The sequence below is a fragment of the Stenotrophomonas sp. STEN020 genome, from assembly GCF_056760195.1.
The window spans coordinates 67,588-84,444 of the sequence record NZ_JBRREI010000002.1; the positions used below are offsets into that span (position 1 = coordinate 67,588).

Consider the following 16,857-nt stretch of genomic DNA (forward strand, 5'->3'; position numbering starts at 1 on the left):
CTCGCTCGAACACCTGAACAACCCGTCGCTGCAGCAATAAGAGTTGGACGCTACGCTTGTTTCCAATGGAATCGTTATCCGATCTACGCGCGCTCACTCGCGACCTCCCCCATGCCCCTGGCACCTACACTTTCCATGGCCACGGCGGAGTACCCCTCTATATAGGCAAGAGCATCCATATCCGCACTCGGGTCCTCGACCACCTGAGATCCGCGAATGATGCGCGACTGAATAGTCCGACTCTCAATTTCTCGTTCATTCGCACCGCTGGCGACATCGGTGCCAAGTTGCTTGAAGCGCAGCAAATCAAACACCACCAGCCGCTGTTCAACCATCGCATGAGGCGCAACCGGAAGCTGTGCACACTGACTTTCGGGCATGGTGAGCTCACCATCGCTAACGTCCATGAAGCAGGTGGTGCACCCAGCTATGGCCTGTTCGCCAACAGGCATGCCGCTATCGCGGGCTTGCGAGCTATCGCCGACACTCACCTGCTTTGCTACAGCCGGCTTGGAATCGAGAAGCTGCGGGTTGGACGCTCCTGCTTTCGCCACTCGATTCATCGATGCCTTGGGGTTTGTTGTGGAAAAGAGACTGATGACACTCATCGACATCGACTTCTATCAGCCCTTGTGAAACGCCAAGAACAAGCATGGCCCTAACCAGGTGCAGTAGGGATCATTGAACGCTCCAGCGACTTGGAGCAGATTCACGTGGTCCGCAATTGGTCCTATCTGGGAAGCGCGCCCGACAAGGCCGCTGCGAAGAAACTGTCAAAACCAGCCCCAGGCTTTGATCACGATGGCTACAAAATATTGGTAAGGCCACTCCTATCCAAGACCGTGAACCTCATTGAGCTCCCTTAGCCATTGGGTTGCTGTGCCTTTGGCCAGGCATGGACATGGCATTTCGCTCCCGAACGAGCAAGAGCAGCAAAGCCTTCAGCAAAAAAAGCCAGGGCATTCGATGGCGACAGACCGGCACAAAAAACTCCCACAAGAACGGTGGGGATGTGCCAATCTGGACGACAGAAATGCTGTCATCATCAGGATAAACGAATGCAATATCACGCGATTGCTTATGCGAGCACCGCAGTCGCAGGCCTGACAACAGAAGATGTTGATCGACTGTTGATCGACGCTCGCGCTAGGAACCAGATCCAAGGTGTGACCGGAGTTTTACTTTACGATGGAAGCCGATTCTTTCAGTATCTGGAAGGGCCTGACTACGGTGTGAGCAAGATCTACTCACGCATACAGGAATCCTCAAAGCATGCCCGGATCGAGGAACTCTTCAACGGTCCTGTTGAAGCAACCTATTTCCGTCAGTGGTACATGGCCTGCAGCGAAACCGACGGCAGCATCCTGCAAAAATTCTGCACGAAAGAGTGGCGTCGCGAGGCTCCGTATCTCGGTGAAGACCACAATGGGGAGCCACCAGAAGTGCTTCAAGATTTGATCCAGTTCTGGAACGAGATTTGCTCAGACTGATCTTCCACGAAGCTGGGGGCGAGCTTCAAGCTAAGAATCCACCAACGCCTCGACTTCGCCTTCGAGGGGGCGAGGCATTGGCAAACAGCCATCTGCAACCAATTTGTCCAGCCTCTACTGGAAATAGCCATGCCCAAAATTGAAATTTTCCTTCAGGGCCCGGGCGGGGAACTGCGCAAGGTAAAGTCCGCGAAACCCAGCATTTCCGAAAAAATAGAGCGATCTTCCCAGCACGCCCCAATCTCGCAAAGTATGCTGGGAATAAGTCGCGTGATCGACACGGAAGGACGCGTTGCCATCCAGGTCGACCAAGAGGGGTTTCTTTACCGATATGACGAACGGGGCCCAACCTGGGCGCTAGTTGTTCAGTAGTGATGGCCTGCTCACAAGGTCAGTACACCTGTGGTACTGCTTGCACGTATTCGATGCATTGCGCACGGGATGTATCGGCAGAGGCTGGCCGCACGACTCGCGTACCCCGTTATGCATTCGATAGACTAGGGCAAGAAGCCGGTATGGATTGAAGTCCAGAGATGTGTCAGACAGCGCACCGGTAAGATGCGGCCGCAGCACTGGCTAACCTAACGCCTTGAACAACTGTCGCCCACCCGTAAATCCGAGCCAGACATCCTGGGAAGCCTCCAGGAAGAAGTTCCAGGTCAAAGTTAACGTCCGCTGTCGGCCGAGGCTGTGTGAAAACTCTTTGCCGATGACCTTTCGGGGAGAGCGCATCCGGTTCAAGCGGTTTCGTCAAAGCAATGAACCAAGTCTCTCAGGCCGTGATCGCTCTCAGCATGCCTTGCATTCCGACAATCTTGATCATGCGCTTCATGTTGTAAGCCAGAACCGCCAGGCTGATCTCTGTTCTGACCTTCGGAAGCGTCTTCGTCAGCAGTGGCGTCGTGCCCAGCCACGCCTTGAGCGTGCCGAACACGTGCTCTACGGTTTGCTTTCGCACGATAGCGACTTGTGGCCTTGCATTGAGGCGGATCTGCATCGAGCGTGTGCAGATTCTTGTGCGAACGGAACTCAGGTTATGTATCGCCCGATGGTCTCTAGGCGGTGTATGCCCGCTTTGGGTCGCATGACGCCCTGCGGCCAGAAGCGGTCGTTCGCGTCGAAGCAGTTCACATCCGATCCATGACGCGCGTGATGTCGTGCGAATGCCGTACGCGCCAAGATGCACAACAACGCCACCGCTAAAAATGATTCCAGCAGGATGAAGGCATGGATCCTTCCGCTGATGGCGTGCAACGGTGCGTAGAGGTAGTGCCCTAGCGATAGCAGGTTGCAACCGGCATAACCCATCAGGAGCAAGGGCCCGGCTACCGGATGACCACGTTTGATCGCCAACCATCCTGCAAATGCCAGTGGCGTCATGACGAACCAGAACGCGTCGATCATGGCTCGATTGATCCACGGCGGCTCCGGGTATTCATGGGAAGAACAGCAGGTTGTCGACGTAGTGAAGGATGCTGCTTATCGCTGTTGCGAGCAGCATCAAACCCAGGCGTATCAAGTGCGCGGCCGGGAAGCTCATGCGGTCTGCCGGCTTGGCAGTGAATCAAACCTGGAGAGCTTCTCTACGGCACGCCCCTTGGGCAATGATCCAAACCAGTCCAGCATCTCGTCCCACAGTGGTTCAGCACTCTGGCGGAAATAGCCCATGTGTCCGATGGCCCGTCCCAGGCTGCGCGGGTCGATGTCACGTTTCGTCAGCGGAGCGTTGCTGTAGGCTTTCACGAACGCATCGCGCGATGCGGGCGCTGCCCACAGGTCATCGAGTGCGTTGGCCGCGATGATTGGCGTCGTGACCGTGGCGTAGGATGCCTCAATCCCGCTCATCGCCGGATCATCGAAAAAATAGTGGGGAAAACGACACCAGTGGCGCCACTGTCGGAATGCGTCCTCCGGAATGTCCTCGCCCATGCCGAGAGTCTTCCACGGCGAATAGCCCTTCCAGCGGGTCACCGGACCCAGCACGGCCCACAGCGCTCGCACCTTGATCCGCTCGCCGAGCGGCATCCAGCCATGCCAACCCGCACCGGTACCGGAGACATGGAATCCGGCGACCTTGGCATGGTTGGGAAGCAGGCCGAACGCGTGCCCGGCGTACGAGTGCCCCGCGATGAACAGCGGCACGCCATCCTCCGGCATGGCATCCACCGCTGCGGCAAGGTCTTGCCTGGCCCAGTCGAGCAGATCCATGCGAAATCCCTTCAACGAAGGAGGCCGCGACTGGCCGATGCCGCGGTAGTCGAAGGTCAGGATCTCATGGCCGCGCCGGCGGGCATGCTCGGCGAAACGCTTGTAGAAACCCTGCGGGACCGCGGTGGCACTGGCCACGATGATGCGACCACGCAACGGCCCCATCGCCGGGTAGCGGGTGGCGCCCAGCCGATAACCATCCGCCGCTGTCAGCGTGGTGGAACGCACCTCGTTCATGGCTCGATTCCGCCCTATGACACTTGTTATAGTCGAGGAGCGTAGACTATGACGACCGTCATAACAAGGTGCGCCGATGACCAAGCCCGCCCTGGATTCGCGACAGCGCATGGTGGTCGCCGCTGCCGACATGCTCGCTCGCCATGGCCTCAATGCCACCAGCATCCGCGAGTTGGCGAAGCGCGCCGATGCACCCTTGGGGTCGACCTATCATCATTTTCCCCGGGGCAAGGACCAGGTCATCGTCGAAGCAATCGCGCTTGCCGGTGCGCGCGTCGATGCCGGACTCGACCTTTACCTGCAAGCAGGCAATCCAGCAGGACTTGGTCAGTTCATTGCCAGCTGGCGAGACATTCTGGTGCGATCCAAGTTCCGGATCGGATGCCCGGTGATGGCCGCTGCCATCGACGAGCCGCTGGTTCCAGAGGGGGATGCACCACGCGAAGCGGCCGCCAAGGTTTTCGCTGGCTGGCGCCGACGCCTGGAGAAATCGTTCGCATCCGGCGGCATTGGCAAGGATGAGGCTGCGGACTTGGCGACACTCGTGATCGCGAGCCTGGAAGGCGCGGTGGTCCTTTGCCGCGCCGAGCAGAGCATCGAGCCCTTCGATCGGATCGCCAGACAAATTGAATCCCTAGCCAAAAGCCAATTACGCAAGTAAGCGAATAGCTCGCATCCACGCCAACCACCAAGGCGCTGTCGCATGACTGGCGGCTTTGGGTCGCTTAACGCCCAGTGGCCAGGTTCGGAAATGCTCACGAATGATGCCCGGCTCCAAACCGAGGCGATTCAAAATCCCGTGCACACAAAAATCCGGACACGCTCGCCATACCGGCCGTTGCATCCGCCCACCGGCCCGGCTGCCATGATCCTCCCTAGTGTGATCTTGGGTCCGCTCGGGCTGCTCGCGCTGGGCGGCGGCCAGGAAGCCATGAGGTCCAGCGTGTTGCTGGGCTCGCTCTACTGCGCCGAAGGCCCACTCATTTTCGCGTTCCTGGCGTTGTGCTTGGTGCTCACATCCGCGCTCAGCGGGTATGCAACTGCCATGGCACGGGCATCCCCTGCGCATGGATCCCGACGTGGTGCCTTGGGCTGATCTCGTGGCAAAAGGGTGGGCGAACGCATGCGGGGAAGCTATTAGCCATGCGAACCTTGCAATTCGTGGACGACTTCTATCTCAGATCATTGACGAGCAACTCGAAGCCGATTCGTCCAGGATTTCCCATCGCTGGGCTCCGCATTCACTGGTGGGGGACTAAGACCAGCATTGCCCACTTCCCCCGTCTTTACAGCAGCTCGAGCACGATCACTGTTGAACAGCTCGCTCCACCAACAATCCATTCCGGAGGTCCAAGACACCACGCGCCAAAAGTGTTTCGGCCCTAGCCACCAGAGCCGCTCGCAGCTGCGCGCTCGTCGTTCGGAAGCCCAGCCGACGCGACACGTGGAGTGCTACTTCGTCCAATGATGCCCCTAGGTTCTCGCGCACCAGTTCCAAGATCGCGACATCCATCTCCATAGGTGGAAGCAACTCGGGTCGACGCAGGCTCAGGGAATGAACGCTGCTTCTGTCCCTCACTCGAATAGCGCGACCAGGCCACAGGAGGAACTCCCCATCCTGCAACACCAGACCGTCTTCAACCGCCCGCCGAACGCCCTCATCCACCGCACTCTGGATGCGCCCTCCGGCCCGTTGCAACCCCCATAGAGAACGAATGCGAACAACGGCCTCTGACCGATGGATTGGGCCCTCGACGTGAACCAAGTCGCGCACAAAACCTGCCATCCGCATTGCTGGAACTGCATGCAACTCCTGTTGCTGGCTGGGCACCGCGAAGTTGGCTTCCACATAAGGCTCGGTGCGAGGTAACTCGTCAGAGCTAACCAGACCCACTTCGACGAAGTCGTCGTGTTCCACGCTCTCGATGTTGACTGGAACGGCGCGCGGCCGAGATACCGTCTCTGCCTCAAAGGGGTCCGGCTCCAGTTTTGAACGCTCGATGACGCGCACCAAGGCATCAAGTTCCGCGGCAGGCCTGAGGAACCATTCCGCACTCCATACCCTTTGGACTTGCCAGCCTTTATCGCGCAGCGCCTGGTCACGTAAACGGTCCCGATCACGCGCACCGTTGGACCTGCGGTAGGAGTCTCCGTCGCATTCGATACCAATGATGTAGCGCCCTGGCCTCTCCGGATCGGCGATAGCAATGTCGACGAAGAAGCCGGCCACCCCCACGTTCATGTGAAGGTCGTAGCCACGACCGATGAGCGCTTTTGCAACCTCCTGCTCAAACGTCTTTTTGCGCTGCTCTACAGCTTCGTCGGCAATATGGAGGCGCCCTGTGCGGGCATAGTGCAAGAACAGTTTGAGTGCAGCAGTGCCCTTGCCCTTGCCTCGACTGAGATCGATGTCTTCGTCAGTGATGGACGAAAAGACCTCACATCGTTGTTTGGCGCGACTGATGAGCACGTTGAGACGTCGTTCGCCGCCTTCGCTACTGACCGGACCGAAGTTCATACTCACCCCGCCGCGCGAATCTCGGCCATAGCCGATAGAAATGAAGATGACATCGCGTTCATCGCCCTGGATGTTCTCCAAGCTTTTGACGAAGAACGGCTCATGGGCGTGTGCCGTGAAGAAACCTTCGGTCTCAGGGTGTTGGCGACGCAGCAGTTCCACTTCGTCAAAGATTGCCCGTCGTTGCTGTGTCGAGAAAGCGGCAGCCCCCAAGGTAAGATGCGGTGTCGTTTGCGCGTGAGCAATGACCGCCATGGCAACCGCCTTCGCCTCACGCGCGTTGGTGCTAGTGCCACCACGATCATAAACGGCGTCGGGCAGGTGATGGAACCGCAGACCCACGCCCGCCTCACTCGTGTAGGGGCTTGGCACGATCAGTAGCTTGTTCTCGTAGAACTGACTATTGGACACCGCAATTAGAGACTGGTGGCGGCTTCGGTAGTGCCACTGGAGCATTCTGTCCGGCAGCCCCCGCGCCAGACACAGTCCCAAGATACTCTCAACGTCCGCCGGCGCTGCGGACTCATCCACGGGTGTGGACGAATCGCCCAGAGCTCTTGAGAAGAACCGCGTGGGCGGCAATTGACGCTCGTCCCCTACGATGACCAGTTGCTTGGCGCGGGCAATGGCACCCAAGGCGTCGATTGGCTGGACCTGACTTGCCTCGTCGATGACCAAAAGATCAAATTCCACCGCACCTGGCGGTAGAAATTGCGCCACCGACAGCGGGCTCATCATGAAAACCGGCTTGAGTGCCTGGATGGCAGGCGCCGCCGACACCATCAGTTGGCGAATAGGGAGGTGGCTTCTCTTCTTCGCCATCTCGCCGAGAATCACCGCCACAGGGCCCGCTGCCCCATTCTTCGACGGGATTCGCTCGCGATGCGAGCGCGAAACCTGCCGCCGAGCCAGGTCAATGCGGCTTCGGTCTAGCTCGCAGAACGACTCGACAAGCTCGGTCTGCTTTTTCCCGTCGAACGTCGCCAGCTCGGGGGCCCGCGCAACCATTGCTGACAGAACCGCCTCATAATAGGCTAGATCGAACGTGCCCCGGGCCTCATCAGGAGTTAAGACACCGGTCGCCAGCGCATCGACGAAGTTCTTCAGTCCACGTCGTTTGGCCACATTTGCTTGAGCTATGTAAGCAACCCATTGCGGAAGCCCTTCCGGATCTGCTTCCCACGCTTTGAGCTGGCCTATCGTGGCATTCACGGAGACGTCAGCGGTATTCGATGCGACCTCGTCGTTACCCGCAAATCGTAAAGCAGTGAATAGCTCAGAAAGCTCTATGCCCAGTCTTTCAGCTTCCTCAAGCTGATTTGTCGCCTGCTCAAGCGTCTGCTGGGCGTCGACGGTGCGCGAGGCCAGCATCCTCAACTCAGCATTGGTGGTCATCCAGAGACAAGCATCTTGAAGCGCAGCAGCATCCGATGCGAGGCCTAGCCACAGGTCACCGAACGCGGCTTCGCCTTGCCGGTCGAATTGAGCAAGTGCGGCAAGTGCAGCCTGAGTGCTGGTCAGAGCGTCGATGCGTTCGAGGGCCAGTGACACGGTCATCGTCTGAGCGTTGTTCAGCGAATCGCAAACCGAGATTGCCTGTCCGAACGGGGCCGTGTCGCCCAACAATCGAAGCAGCGGAACCCTTGGAAGCGAGGACTCTACCGCGCTCCACAGCATCTGCCCGCTAGTGAGCAATGATTCATGTATGGGAGACAAAAGGGCTTGGACTTCGGCCAGTCCTGGGCCAAGGCGAGCCGCCAACTCAGCCGCTAAGCCTTTATCACCAATGGTGGCGACTTGCTCGCGCGCGCCCAGCCCAAACGGGCGCATGCTACGCATCCAGGCTACAACGCCTCTTAAGAAAGCGGTATCAGAGCGATCACGCTCCCAGTTAGCGCCGAACGCTTCCTCACCCTGAGCATTGCCCTCCTCGACCCGGCGGAGCGCCGCCTGGGCGTCAAGGAGTTTGTCCAGTGCTGGCAGCAAAGAATCAGCTGGAAGCTTTGGATTTCGCAGCTGCGCGCGGACCAGCCGATTTGCGGCACGCCACTCGCCGCTTAAAAAGCGCATGAGGCTCCCGGTACGGCTAGCGATTTGCAGCCGAGCGCCCTCAAGGTTGGCAGACCACGCAGAGTCGCGGAAAACCTCACTTAGTTCACGGCGGGCCGCCTGGACCTGTTGCACCCAGTCGACCAAGTTCTGGACCGAATCAACGCCTCGCTCCCAAATACGAGCAACTAAAGCATCGCGATCAATCTGCGGCGCTGAGCTTGCACGCTCCGCAAGCGCGCAGACATGAGCCATTACCTCGAATGTTAGCGGCCGCTGCTCCCCTACCAACTGTGCTAGACGGGCTAGGTCAGACCCCATGCCTGACAGCTTCTGGTGCGCATCGCGCATCACAGACAGTTCCCTGCCGAGGAGGAAGTCACCAGGAACACTCGACAACTCTTGCCTCGTTTGCTCCCATACATGTTCAATTGCCGATTCGGCCGCGAATTCGTTACAAGTTCGGCGCAGCTCCTGCGCACGCCGAACGTCTTCGATCAGGCTATCGAGGCCCGCAGGAGTCTCCCAAGACGCGTCGGCGAGTGCATCGGGTCCGATAGCCGGCGCAGTCAGCAGAACCTTGGTTCGGCCAATTGCGGCTTGTGGCGCATCTAGGCTGTCCGAGAATGTAAGGTCGAGAGCGCTGGCCAGTTCGACAGTGCGTTGCCTCCATTCCTTCAGAGTAGTGGCGAGTTCAGCGATCTCCCCAATCAACCGGTCCCGATCGTTCGGCAGCAGCGCATCATTCCCGACACCGGCCCAGGCGTGCTGGTCGGGGATGCCCATTGTAAGGACTCGGTCGCACAGGTCCTGAAGCAGCTTCTGGTTTTCCTCTACCCTCTCCCACGTCCACTCGAGAGGCGAATCAAGCCGAATGCGAGCCGTAACATGCCCCTCCCGACGCAGCCGAACAAGGTTGCCGAACACTTCGTAGGGCGTCAGTCTCGACGGAAGCATTTCTTGGTGCAGGCGCGAGGCATGGGCGTTAAGCAAATCGCGTCGCTCAATGAGCTGACGAACGATCGGGCCGCTGTCCTCATCGGCCAGCGGGCTCAAGTTCCATGTGAGCCGAAGTTCTTCCAGTAGGGCTCGCTTGTTCGCCTTGTTGCTGTGAAGCTCAAGACAGGCGGCGCCGAGTCGAACTTGGTCCAAGCGCCTCTTCACAACTTCTAGGGCCGCCAATTTCTCCGCCACGAACAACACGCGCTTATTATCGGCAATTGCCCCCGCGATAACATTCGCGATGGTTTGGGACTTACCGGTCCCCGGCGGCCCTTGAACGACGATGCTCCGCCCCTTGAGCACGTCATGGACAACGAGGGACTGGGAGCTGTCGCTGTCCACGACATGGCGCATCTCTTCCGGGCTTACAGTGGCGTCAATGTCCTCTTCGCTTGTCGAAATAGCCGCGCCGGGGAATCCATCCGAAACTACGCCCCGAAGTGCACGGAGCGCTCCTAAGCCACCAAACTGCTCCCAGCTCACAGGGTCTAGATCCCGATACATCATGAACTTCGCAAACGAGAATAGGCCCAATACCGCATCGTCCGGCATGACTGCCCAATCAGGCTTGCCCTCAATCAGTGACGCAACCTTGGACAGGTAGTCATCGATGTCGAGGCTTTCGAACTCATCGATTTCGGGAAGCTTCATCTCAAACTGACGTTGCAGGAAGAGCTGGAGCGACAGGTTGGCGACGATCTCATCGCCCTGCCATCTGAGGTGAAATTTCTCGCCTGCGTTGCTGCGCTCCAAGGCGACGGGCACCAGCACGAGTGGCGCATATCGATCGATCTTAGGGGTTGTCGGTGCACGCCATTTTAGATAGCCAATACCGAGGTAGAGCACGTTGATGCCCTGCTCTTCTTGAAGCGTGCGGGCATCAACATAGAGATCTAAGAGTCGCTTCTGCAAGCCGGTCGGTGTCAAGCGCGTCATCAACTGGGCGTCCCAGTGGCTAACGCGACGACCCTGCTCGTCCAGCTCTAGGTTCGGCTGCGCCAGAAGTTCGAAGTCGTCCAGCTCATCCTCGACAAGCGTGAGGTCCGCTTCCGCATCAACACCCTCCACCTGGACGGCACCGACTGAGTCGGCCTGATCGCCCTCCTCGCCTACTGCATCGTCTGCGACTGTCTTTGGGTCAGCCCTACCTGCAGCGAAAGTGAAGCGCTTTCCGTCGATGACGAGCGTCTGATACATCGCCTGCGCGAGCTCATTGATCACTTCGACCGTCTTGGCGTGGCCGGACCTGGGAACGCTAAGCAACCGGTTGCGAGTCGATAGATCCAGCAGCTCGAGGCGGGCCCGATTGACCTTGTCAATCAGCGAGCCTCGCTCCCGGAGCACAGATCCGCTCTCCGGGGTGTCGACCGTCCCGTCCTCAAACGACTTATCCATGTCCCCCCCTATGGCCCGGAACTGGGCGCCAAGGCTATAGTGCCTCCAACTGGGCCGGCCTTCCAGCCGGCGAGCAAGGGTATCCATGGAAGGCCTACGCCCGACTGAAATACATTGGATCATCAGCCACTACATTGGCGTGTCGGGCGGTTACCTGGGCGATTTCACCTATCCATCCCACCGTGAGTTCTATGCCGCCTACTGCGACCTAACGGTCGATCCCGAAGCCTACCCGGGCACCACGCGGCAACGCTTCTTGGCGGTGCTCTCTTCCGCCAATTCGCAGACTCAGGCAGCGATAGTGCGAGGCGTTGCCCGACGATTTCCGGTGGGGTCAGAGGTCCAGCGGACGCAAGATGCACATTCGAAGCTGCTTACCATGGCAAAGCGATGCAGCCAAGTAGCCGCCGTAGAGCCGACGTCACCCAGGTTAGCCAGCGAGCTGGTGCGCCAAGCCTTGGCCGATGCTGCATCGCTGCTAGAGGTGCAGGGTCCAGTGAGTGCCTTGGATCGCGTTCACACGGCTCTCCATGGTTATTTGAAAACGGTATGTCGATCGGCAGGACTGGATCTGGCGTCGCTGCCAGCAGATCCTGGAGTCACTCAAGTTTTCAAACTGATGCGTGAACGCCATCCTGCGCTGCGCGATATGGGCGTCCAAGACGACGCAATGCGCAAGATTGTCTTTTCCATTGGCAACATTCTAGATTCACTTAATCCGCTCCGTAACAGAGGGAGCCTAGCTCACGCCAACGATCAGCTTGTCGAACGCGATGAGGCGCTGCTTGCCATCAATCTAACCCGCAGCATCATTCAATACCTAGATAGCAAGATAGTGGCAAATCGCAATACGTAGGACTACAGCCGACAGTCTACGGTCAGCGAGCGTATGTAGATTTCTGTGTAAACGGAACTCGGGTTATGTATCGCCCGGTTGTCTTTAGACGGTGTATGTCCGCTTTGGGTCGCATGACGTCCTTTAGCAAGGATCCTTTGTTGATCTCTACAGAACGTCTTGGGCGATTCCTCGCAACGCTTGGAATTGGACCCTGAATCCGTCGTTCAGACGCCGGCAAACCGTCGCCGCGCTCACAGAAGCCCGCAATTAACACTCGAAACCCCTTGATAGCCGCGGAAAAAGCCTCGACGAGCACATGATGATTCTTACGAGCTGAACTATCTTCCTTGCAAAAAGCACGGCTCAAGCGCAAAGTTCGCCTATCCAAGGGGGATGAGCAATGGAAAGCTCTCAGTATGTTGTTGACCGTCGGTTGTATAGCGACGACGTGGTCGCTAGAGCGGCCCATCGCTACACCGGCAAACACAAGGTGGAACTACGCATCGAGGGCGACACGATTGTGGCCTCCTTCGAATCTCCCAGTCTCCCCGAAGACATCGACGCCTCCTTTGCGCGCGATCTCTTGGACGAGCGCCTCCGGGCACAAGTACGTGCTGAGACAGCAGGACTCCAGGAGGAACTGCTCAAGGCCGCATTGGCGCAGGCCCAACCGCCGGTGACACCTGATGTCCAAGTTTAGGTCACCGCAGGCCTTCGCGCTCTCCGATTCATACAAACTGCTGCCCTTCCGATTCCGGCGCCTGCCATGGGACCACAATCGAGCTTTTGTTTCGTCCATGGGCGGAGACTGGCTCCTTATGGGCATGAAGGACCTTCAGAAGTTCGTTGCCCACGAGCTGCCGTCAGACTCTTCTTTATTTGCTGATATACAGGCGCGCCACTTGGCGGTCGCAAGCGCGGATACCAGCAGCATTGCTCCTTTACTTAGCCAAATTCGCACTAGGAAATCCTACATTCTCGGCGGACCAGCCCTGCACATCTTCGTCGTCTCGCTGCGCTGCCATCACACCTGCAGTTATTGCCAGGTATCGCGCCAAGAGACGACAGCTGCAGATTTCGACATGGAAAAGCGACATGCCGAACTTGCAGTAGAGCGCCTTTTTGAATGGCCTAGCCAAGAGCTGACAGTAGAGTTTCAAGGTGGCGAACCGCTGCTCAACTTCGAGCAGGTTATACGTCTTACGGAACTGATCGTAGAACGCAATAGATCTGCTGGGCGCAGCCTACGTTTCGTGCTTGCCTCAACTCTGCACGACCTCACCGAGGGACAACTTGAGTTCCTAGCCGAGCACCGCTTCAAGCTTTCAACGTCGCTCGACGGCCCTGAGTGGCTCCACAACGCCAACCGGCCTCGACCTGGGCGCGACAGCTATCGGCGGACTATCGACGGCATTGACTTAGGTCGCCGTTGGCTTGGCGAAGATGGTGTATCCGCACTCACAACCCTCACCAAACGAAGCCTCGAGGTGCCGGAAGCCATCATCGACGAGTATCGGAAGGTAGGTTTTCACTCCATCTCACTACGCCCCCTCAGCCCTTACGGCTTCGCCACTCGTACAGCGCCGCGAACCGGCTACACAACTAGTGACTATCTAGCCTTCTACAGGCGCGCTTTTCAGCACCTGATCTCGATCAATCGCTCGGGCTACGCCATGGATGAGTCTTACGCATCCCTGTTGCTCTCACAGCTCTTCACTTCTTTCGGGCACGGCTATGTCGATCTTCGCTCGCCTTCCGGTGCAGGGCTTGGCGCAGTGATCTACGATTACGATGGACGTGTCTACCCATCCGACGAAGCCCGGATGCTTGCCGCGATGGGCGATGACGGCTTTGCACTGGGGGACGTGTCCCAGACCGTTCCGGAGTGGCTAGTCTCACCTGCAATGGAGCGCATATTGAGTGCTGGAGTAGCGGAAGCACTTCCGACCTGCTCCGATTGTGCATTCGTTCCTATGTGCGGCGCGGACCCCATTGAGCACTATGCACGCCAAGGGGACCCAATTGGTCACCGGCCGACGAGCGACTTCTGCAGCAGGAATATGGGGCTCTTCGACTTTCTATTGGAGCAATACGAAACCACTGATCAGTGGACCCGAAGCCTGATGCGCTCCTGGGCAATGCCCAAGATTGTTAGAGAGACACCCGATGTTGCCGCTTGAGACCGGAGCCCAAATCGCGCCTTCAACCAAGGCTTCTTTACTGAAGGTCGTCGACCTGACTGAGTTCGCTCAAACGGCCCTGCCCTTCGACCGTTTAGCCCTGGACCTGCGAGAAGTCGGCTCCGAGACACTCAGCGGAGCCCTACTAGAACTCCCCTGGGGCGCCATACTTCCAGGTAAAGCCTGGGATGGGTCAGAAGCACTGCCAGTGGTTCGTTTGGAAGGTTCGCCAGACCTCTGTAAGTCAGGGGACGCGATCGAACTCAACCCTATACGTAAGAAGGTTGCGATTCGCTATCGCCGCGGTGATACAGGCAACGTCCTATTCGCCACCGAGCGCTGCAATAGCTACTGTCTGATGTGCTCTCAGCCACCTAGGGAGGTCGAAGACGCATGGCGCGTCGGACACCTCCTAGATCTAATCGACCTGATTGACGTCAGCGAGCCCTCTCTAGCGATTAGCGGTGGCGAGCCTACTCTGCTCGGCGACGGACTAGTGGAGATCGTAAAGAAGTGTGCGACATCGCTACCTGAAACGCACATTCATATTCTATCTAATGGACGCATACGGGATGCTGGGCTACATGCCAAGTTTTCTGGCGTACATCCGAACCTAAGCTGGGGAATTCCCCTCTACGGCGATCATTACGCCTTGCACGACTATGTGGTCCAGAGCTCTGGTGCGTTCTCCCAGACGCTGCGCGGCTTGTATGCCATGCAAGCAGCCAACCAACGTATCGAGATCCGTGTTGTTCTGGTGAAGCCAACCGTAGAGCGTCTAGCTGAGCTCGCTCGATACATCTGGCGCAACCTTCCTTTTGTTGAGCATGTAGCCTTGATGGGGATAGAACCCATCGGCTTTGCGAAGGCACATCACCAGGAGCTTTGGGCAGATCCCGCTGACTATTCTGAGGCACTCAGTACTGCGGTGGAGACACTTGCCGGTAGTGGGATCCCTGTGTCCTTGTACAACCTTCCACTATGCTCGCTAGACCGTTCCTTGTGGGCTTACGCGGTTCAGAGCATTTCGACATGGAAGAACGACTATCTTCCTGCCTGTAGCGCTTGCTCCGTGCGAGATCGTTGCGGCGGATTCTTCTCTTGGGTTACGCCGGCTTGGACCAGCCGTGCCATCTCCCCCGTACCGGAGCTACAAGCATGTCCAGTGCCTTAATGATCATTGGCGCAACGATTGGCGCTATTAGCACAGAGCCCTCAAAGGGGCAGTTGGATATTTCACGGCTTTCGGAAATGGATGGCAAGTATGTAACTGTGTTGAGCACCTCGCTCAATGCTGGCAGCCACAATCTGTACGCCGGCCACAGAAGTCATAGCTCGCACCGATCACATAGCTCCCATCGATCACACTCATCCGGCTCAGGCAGCTCATACCGCTCTTACACGCCGCCTGCCACGTATACGCCGCCGAGCACCTATACGCCACCCTCAACCACCAGCAGCAAGGGTAATAGTGGTAATACGTCAAACGTACAGAGCTTGCAGCCATCGACCAGCCGGCCTTCATCGACTGGCAGCAACCTCACGTTGGAGCCAAGCTCAACTACACGCCTCCCATCGCAGAGCCGGGACGCTGACACCCTGAAGCTGCTGATCATGCGCGTGCAAGCTGCGCTCTACTCAAAAGGCTACGACCCGGGTGCCATTGATGGAACTCTTTCTACGGAAACACGCCAAGCGCTGCGCATGTTCCAGCTAGCTCACGGAATTTCTGCAACAGGAACTATGACCACCCCTACGCTCGACGCTTTGGGAGTTCGACTCTGACCAATGAATTAGCGTTTAACCCAGATCAGAATCCAAACACAAGGCAATACGTGAAGCCCCCCACTGGATAGGAAAACTAGGATTTGGCACACCATCAGCAGGAAGCATCTGTCGCCGTAATGATTGATTGCGATAACGTCTCAGCCGAGATCATCGATTTTGCGCTTTTGATGGCAGCTCAGGCCGGGCGAGTGACCTTACGTCGCGGCTACGGAAACAAGTCCACTCTAACCAACAGCTGGGAAGAGGCTCTTGTTAGACAAGCCTTCACTCCTTGCCTTCAATTTCAGTACGCTGCAAAGAAGAACACCTCAGACATTGCTTTAGCGCTAGATGCGCTCGAAGCACACTTCGATCGTAGAGCAGAAACTTTCTGCCTTGTCACCAGTGACTCAGACTTCGCGTACTTGTGCCGCCGACTTCGCGAACGAGGCGCTTCAGTCTTCATTGTTGGTGAATCCAAAACTCCAGATGCGCTGCGTAACGCTTGCGATCAGTTCTTTGAGTGGACCAAGGAGGTCGTAGTCACTGCGGAGCCAGTTGCAGCTAGCTCATGCAAGCCCACAGATGTAGTCGCCGTCGAGCCACATCCGGCAGGTCCTGTAGCACCCATTAAGCGCCGACCACGTTTTGTTGTCGAAGCAGTTTCGCTGCTTGCAGCTAGTACCCCCGACGGGAAAGTCACGCTCAATGCTTTGGGCATATATCTCAAGAGAGCCGACTCTGGCTTCTCACCCAACGCCTACGGGCACTCTGGCCTATTGAACATGTTGAGGACCTACGATCTTCTTACCGTCAATCAGGAGAGCAGTGGCATCTGGACTACAAGCCTGGCGGCTGAGACCGCTTAGCCGATGTTGCCGCCAAATATTGATTTCGGGCTTTCCTTAAGTTCGCTAGTGCTTCATGTGCAGATAGCCGCCCAGTTTCTCCAAGGGACTGTCGCATCTCTGCTCGCAGCCCTTGGCCGGGTTTGTACAGATTTCGGTCTAACTTGAATACTGTTTTCACAAAAGTCTACACACGCTCCCACCAGCAGACTGACCGGGACAAGGCAGTCAACGCAGACACGTTTGCTACCTGCTTCCAAATAGGACACGGCGTAGATGCGCGCGACGAGCAGCGACACCCACGTGCGCAGGTTCTCGAATGCCA

The 16,857-nt window shown here is 57.7% G+C and carries 12 protein-coding genes and 1 pseudogene; 8 read left to right on the forward strand and 5 right to left on the reverse strand.

Annotation, left to right across the window (positions count from 1 at the left end; all coding sequences use genetic code 11):
* Window positions 1–83: 83 nt before the first annotated feature.
* On the reverse strand, window positions 84–614 hold the full coding sequence (locus ACVOLZ_RS01525; RefSeq protein ID WP_062167428.1) for a hypothetical protein: 531 nt from the start codon (window positions 612–614) through the stop codon (window positions 84–86).
* A gap of 444 nt (window positions 615–1,058) precedes the next feature.
* Here ACVOLZ_RS01525 and ACVOLZ_RS01530 point away from each other — a divergent pair, with 444 nt between their 5' ends.
* Window positions 1,059–1,490, forward strand: a complete 432-nt coding sequence (locus ACVOLZ_RS01530) for a BLUF domain-containing protein (protein WP_062167430.1) — start codon at window positions 1,059–1,061, stop codon at window positions 1,488–1,490.
* A 772-nt stretch (window positions 1,491–2,262) separates the two neighbouring features.
* Here ACVOLZ_RS01530 and ACVOLZ_RS01535 read toward each other — a convergent pair.
* From ACVOLZ_RS01535 to ACVOLZ_RS01545, 3 genes and pseudogenes are all read right to left on the reverse strand, one after another.
* Window positions 2,263–2,490: pseudogene (locus ACVOLZ_RS01535) on the reverse strand (IS5/IS1182 family transposase); the annotation flags it as partial.
* 29 nt (window positions 2,491–2,519) lie between these two features.
* The gene (locus ACVOLZ_RS01540) at window positions 2,520–2,894 is read right to left on the reverse strand and encodes a hypothetical protein (RefSeq protein ID WP_062167436.1); all 375 of its coding nucleotides are present in this window, start codon (window positions 2,892–2,894) and stop codon (window positions 2,520–2,522) included.
* A 132-nt stretch (window positions 2,895–3,026) separates the two neighbouring features.
* Window positions 3,027–3,935 carry an alpha/beta hydrolase family protein gene (locus ACVOLZ_RS01545; RefSeq protein WP_062167438.1) on the reverse strand — a complete coding sequence of 303 codons (909 nt, stop codon included), beginning with the start codon at window positions 3,933–3,935 and terminating at the stop codon, window positions 3,027–3,029.
* A gap of 76 nt (window positions 3,936–4,011) precedes the next feature.
* Between ACVOLZ_RS01545 and ACVOLZ_RS01550 the strand changes: the two genes are divergently transcribed.
* A complete protein-coding gene (locus ACVOLZ_RS01550; protein ID WP_062167440.1) occupies window positions 4,012–4,596 on the forward strand; it encodes a TetR/AcrR family transcriptional regulator in 585 nt (194 codons plus the stop codon).
* A gap of 645 nt (window positions 4,597–5,241) precedes the next feature.
* Here ACVOLZ_RS01550 and ACVOLZ_RS01555 read toward each other — a convergent pair.
* The gene (locus tag ACVOLZ_RS01555; RefSeq protein WP_062171530.1) at window positions 5,242–10,899 is read right to left on the reverse strand and encodes a DUF3320 domain-containing protein; all 5,658 of its coding nucleotides are present in this window, start codon (window positions 10,897–10,899) and stop codon (window positions 5,242–5,244) included.
* Window positions 10,900–10,984: 85 nt separating this feature from the next.
* Between ACVOLZ_RS01555 and ACVOLZ_RS01560 the strand changes: the two genes are divergently transcribed.
* From ACVOLZ_RS01560 to ACVOLZ_RS01585, 6 genes are all read left to right on the forward strand, one after another.
* Window positions 10,985–11,755 (forward strand): abortive infection family protein, encoded by a 771-nt coding sequence (locus tag ACVOLZ_RS01560; protein ID WP_062167444.1) that lies wholly within the window; start codon window positions 10,985–10,987, stop codon window positions 11,753–11,755.
* A 382-nt stretch (window positions 11,756–12,137) separates the two neighbouring features.
* On the forward strand, window positions 12,138–12,437 hold the full coding sequence (locus tag ACVOLZ_RS01565) for a hypothetical protein (RefSeq protein ID WP_062167446.1): 300 nt from the start codon (window positions 12,138–12,140) through the stop codon (window positions 12,435–12,437).
* Window positions 12,424–13,917 carry a His-Xaa-Ser system radical SAM maturase HxsB gene (hxsB, locus tag ACVOLZ_RS01570; RefSeq protein WP_062167448.1) on the forward strand — a complete coding sequence of 498 codons (1,494 nt, stop codon included), beginning with the start codon at window positions 12,424–12,426 and terminating at the stop codon, window positions 13,915–13,917. Before ACVOLZ_RS01565 ends, hxsB begins: the two co-directional genes overlap by 14 nt.
* Window positions 13,904–15,091, forward strand: coding sequence for a His-Xaa-Ser system radical SAM maturase HxsC (gene hxsC / locus ACVOLZ_RS01575; RefSeq protein WP_062167450.1), 1,188 nt, complete (start codon window positions 13,904–13,906; stop codon window positions 15,089–15,091). The genes hxsB and hxsC overlap by 14 nt, the downstream gene beginning before the upstream one ends.
* A gap of 77 nt (window positions 15,092–15,168) precedes the next feature.
* Complete coding sequence (gene hxsA, locus ACVOLZ_RS01580) at window positions 15,169–15,702, forward strand: His-Xaa-Ser repeat protein HxsA (protein ID WP_231732491.1); 534 nt, start codon at window positions 15,169–15,171, stop codon at window positions 15,700–15,702.
* A 119-nt stretch (window positions 15,703–15,821) separates the two neighbouring features.
* Entirely contained in the window at window positions 15,822–16,553 is a 732-nt protein-coding gene (locus tag ACVOLZ_RS01585) for an NYN domain-containing protein (protein WP_082746535.1), read from the forward strand.
* Window positions 16,554–16,857: the final 304 nt, after the last annotated feature.

Coding starts and splice junctions, on each gene's coding strand:
- ACVOLZ_RS01525 (WP_062167428.1), bottom strand. CDS start 614: ATGTCGATGAGTGTCATCAGTCTCTTTTCCACAACAAACCCCAAGGCA.
- ACVOLZ_RS01530 (WP_062167430.1), top strand. CDS start 1,059: ATGCAATATCACGCGATTGCTTATGCGAGCACCGCAGTCGCAGGCCTG.
- ACVOLZ_RS01540 (WP_062167436.1), bottom strand. CDS start 2,894: ATGATCGACGCGTTCTGGTTCGTCATGACGCCACTGGCATTTGCAGGA.
- ACVOLZ_RS01545 (WP_062167438.1), bottom strand. CDS start 3,935: ATGAACGAGGTGCGTTCCACCACGCTGACAGCGGCGGATGGTTATCGG.
- ACVOLZ_RS01550 (WP_062167440.1), top strand. CDS start 4,012: ATGACCAAGCCCGCCCTGGATTCGCGACAGCGCATGGTGGTCGCCGCT.
- ACVOLZ_RS01555 (WP_062171530.1), bottom strand. CDS start 10,899: ATGGATAAGTCGTTTGAGGACGGGACGGTCGACACCCCGGAGAGCGGA.
- ACVOLZ_RS01560 (WP_062167444.1), top strand. CDS start 10,985: ATGGAAGGCCTACGCCCGACTGAAATACATTGGATCATCAGCCACTAC.
- ACVOLZ_RS01565 (WP_062167446.1), top strand. CDS start 12,138: ATGGAAAGCTCTCAGTATGTTGTTGACCGTCGGTTGTATAGCGACGAC.
- hxsB (WP_062167448.1), top strand. CDS start 12,424: ATGTCCAAGTTTAGGTCACCGCAGGCCTTCGCGCTCTCCGATTCATAC.
- hxsC (WP_062167450.1), top strand. CDS start 13,904: ATGTTGCCGCTTGAGACCGGAGCCCAAATCGCGCCTTCAACCAAGGCT.
- hxsA (WP_231732491.1), top strand. CDS start 15,169: ATGGATGGCAAGTATGTAACTGTGTTGAGCACCTCGCTCAATGCTGGC.
- ACVOLZ_RS01585 (WP_082746535.1), top strand. CDS start 15,822: ATGATTGATTGCGATAACGTCTCAGCCGAGATCATCGATTTTGCGCTT.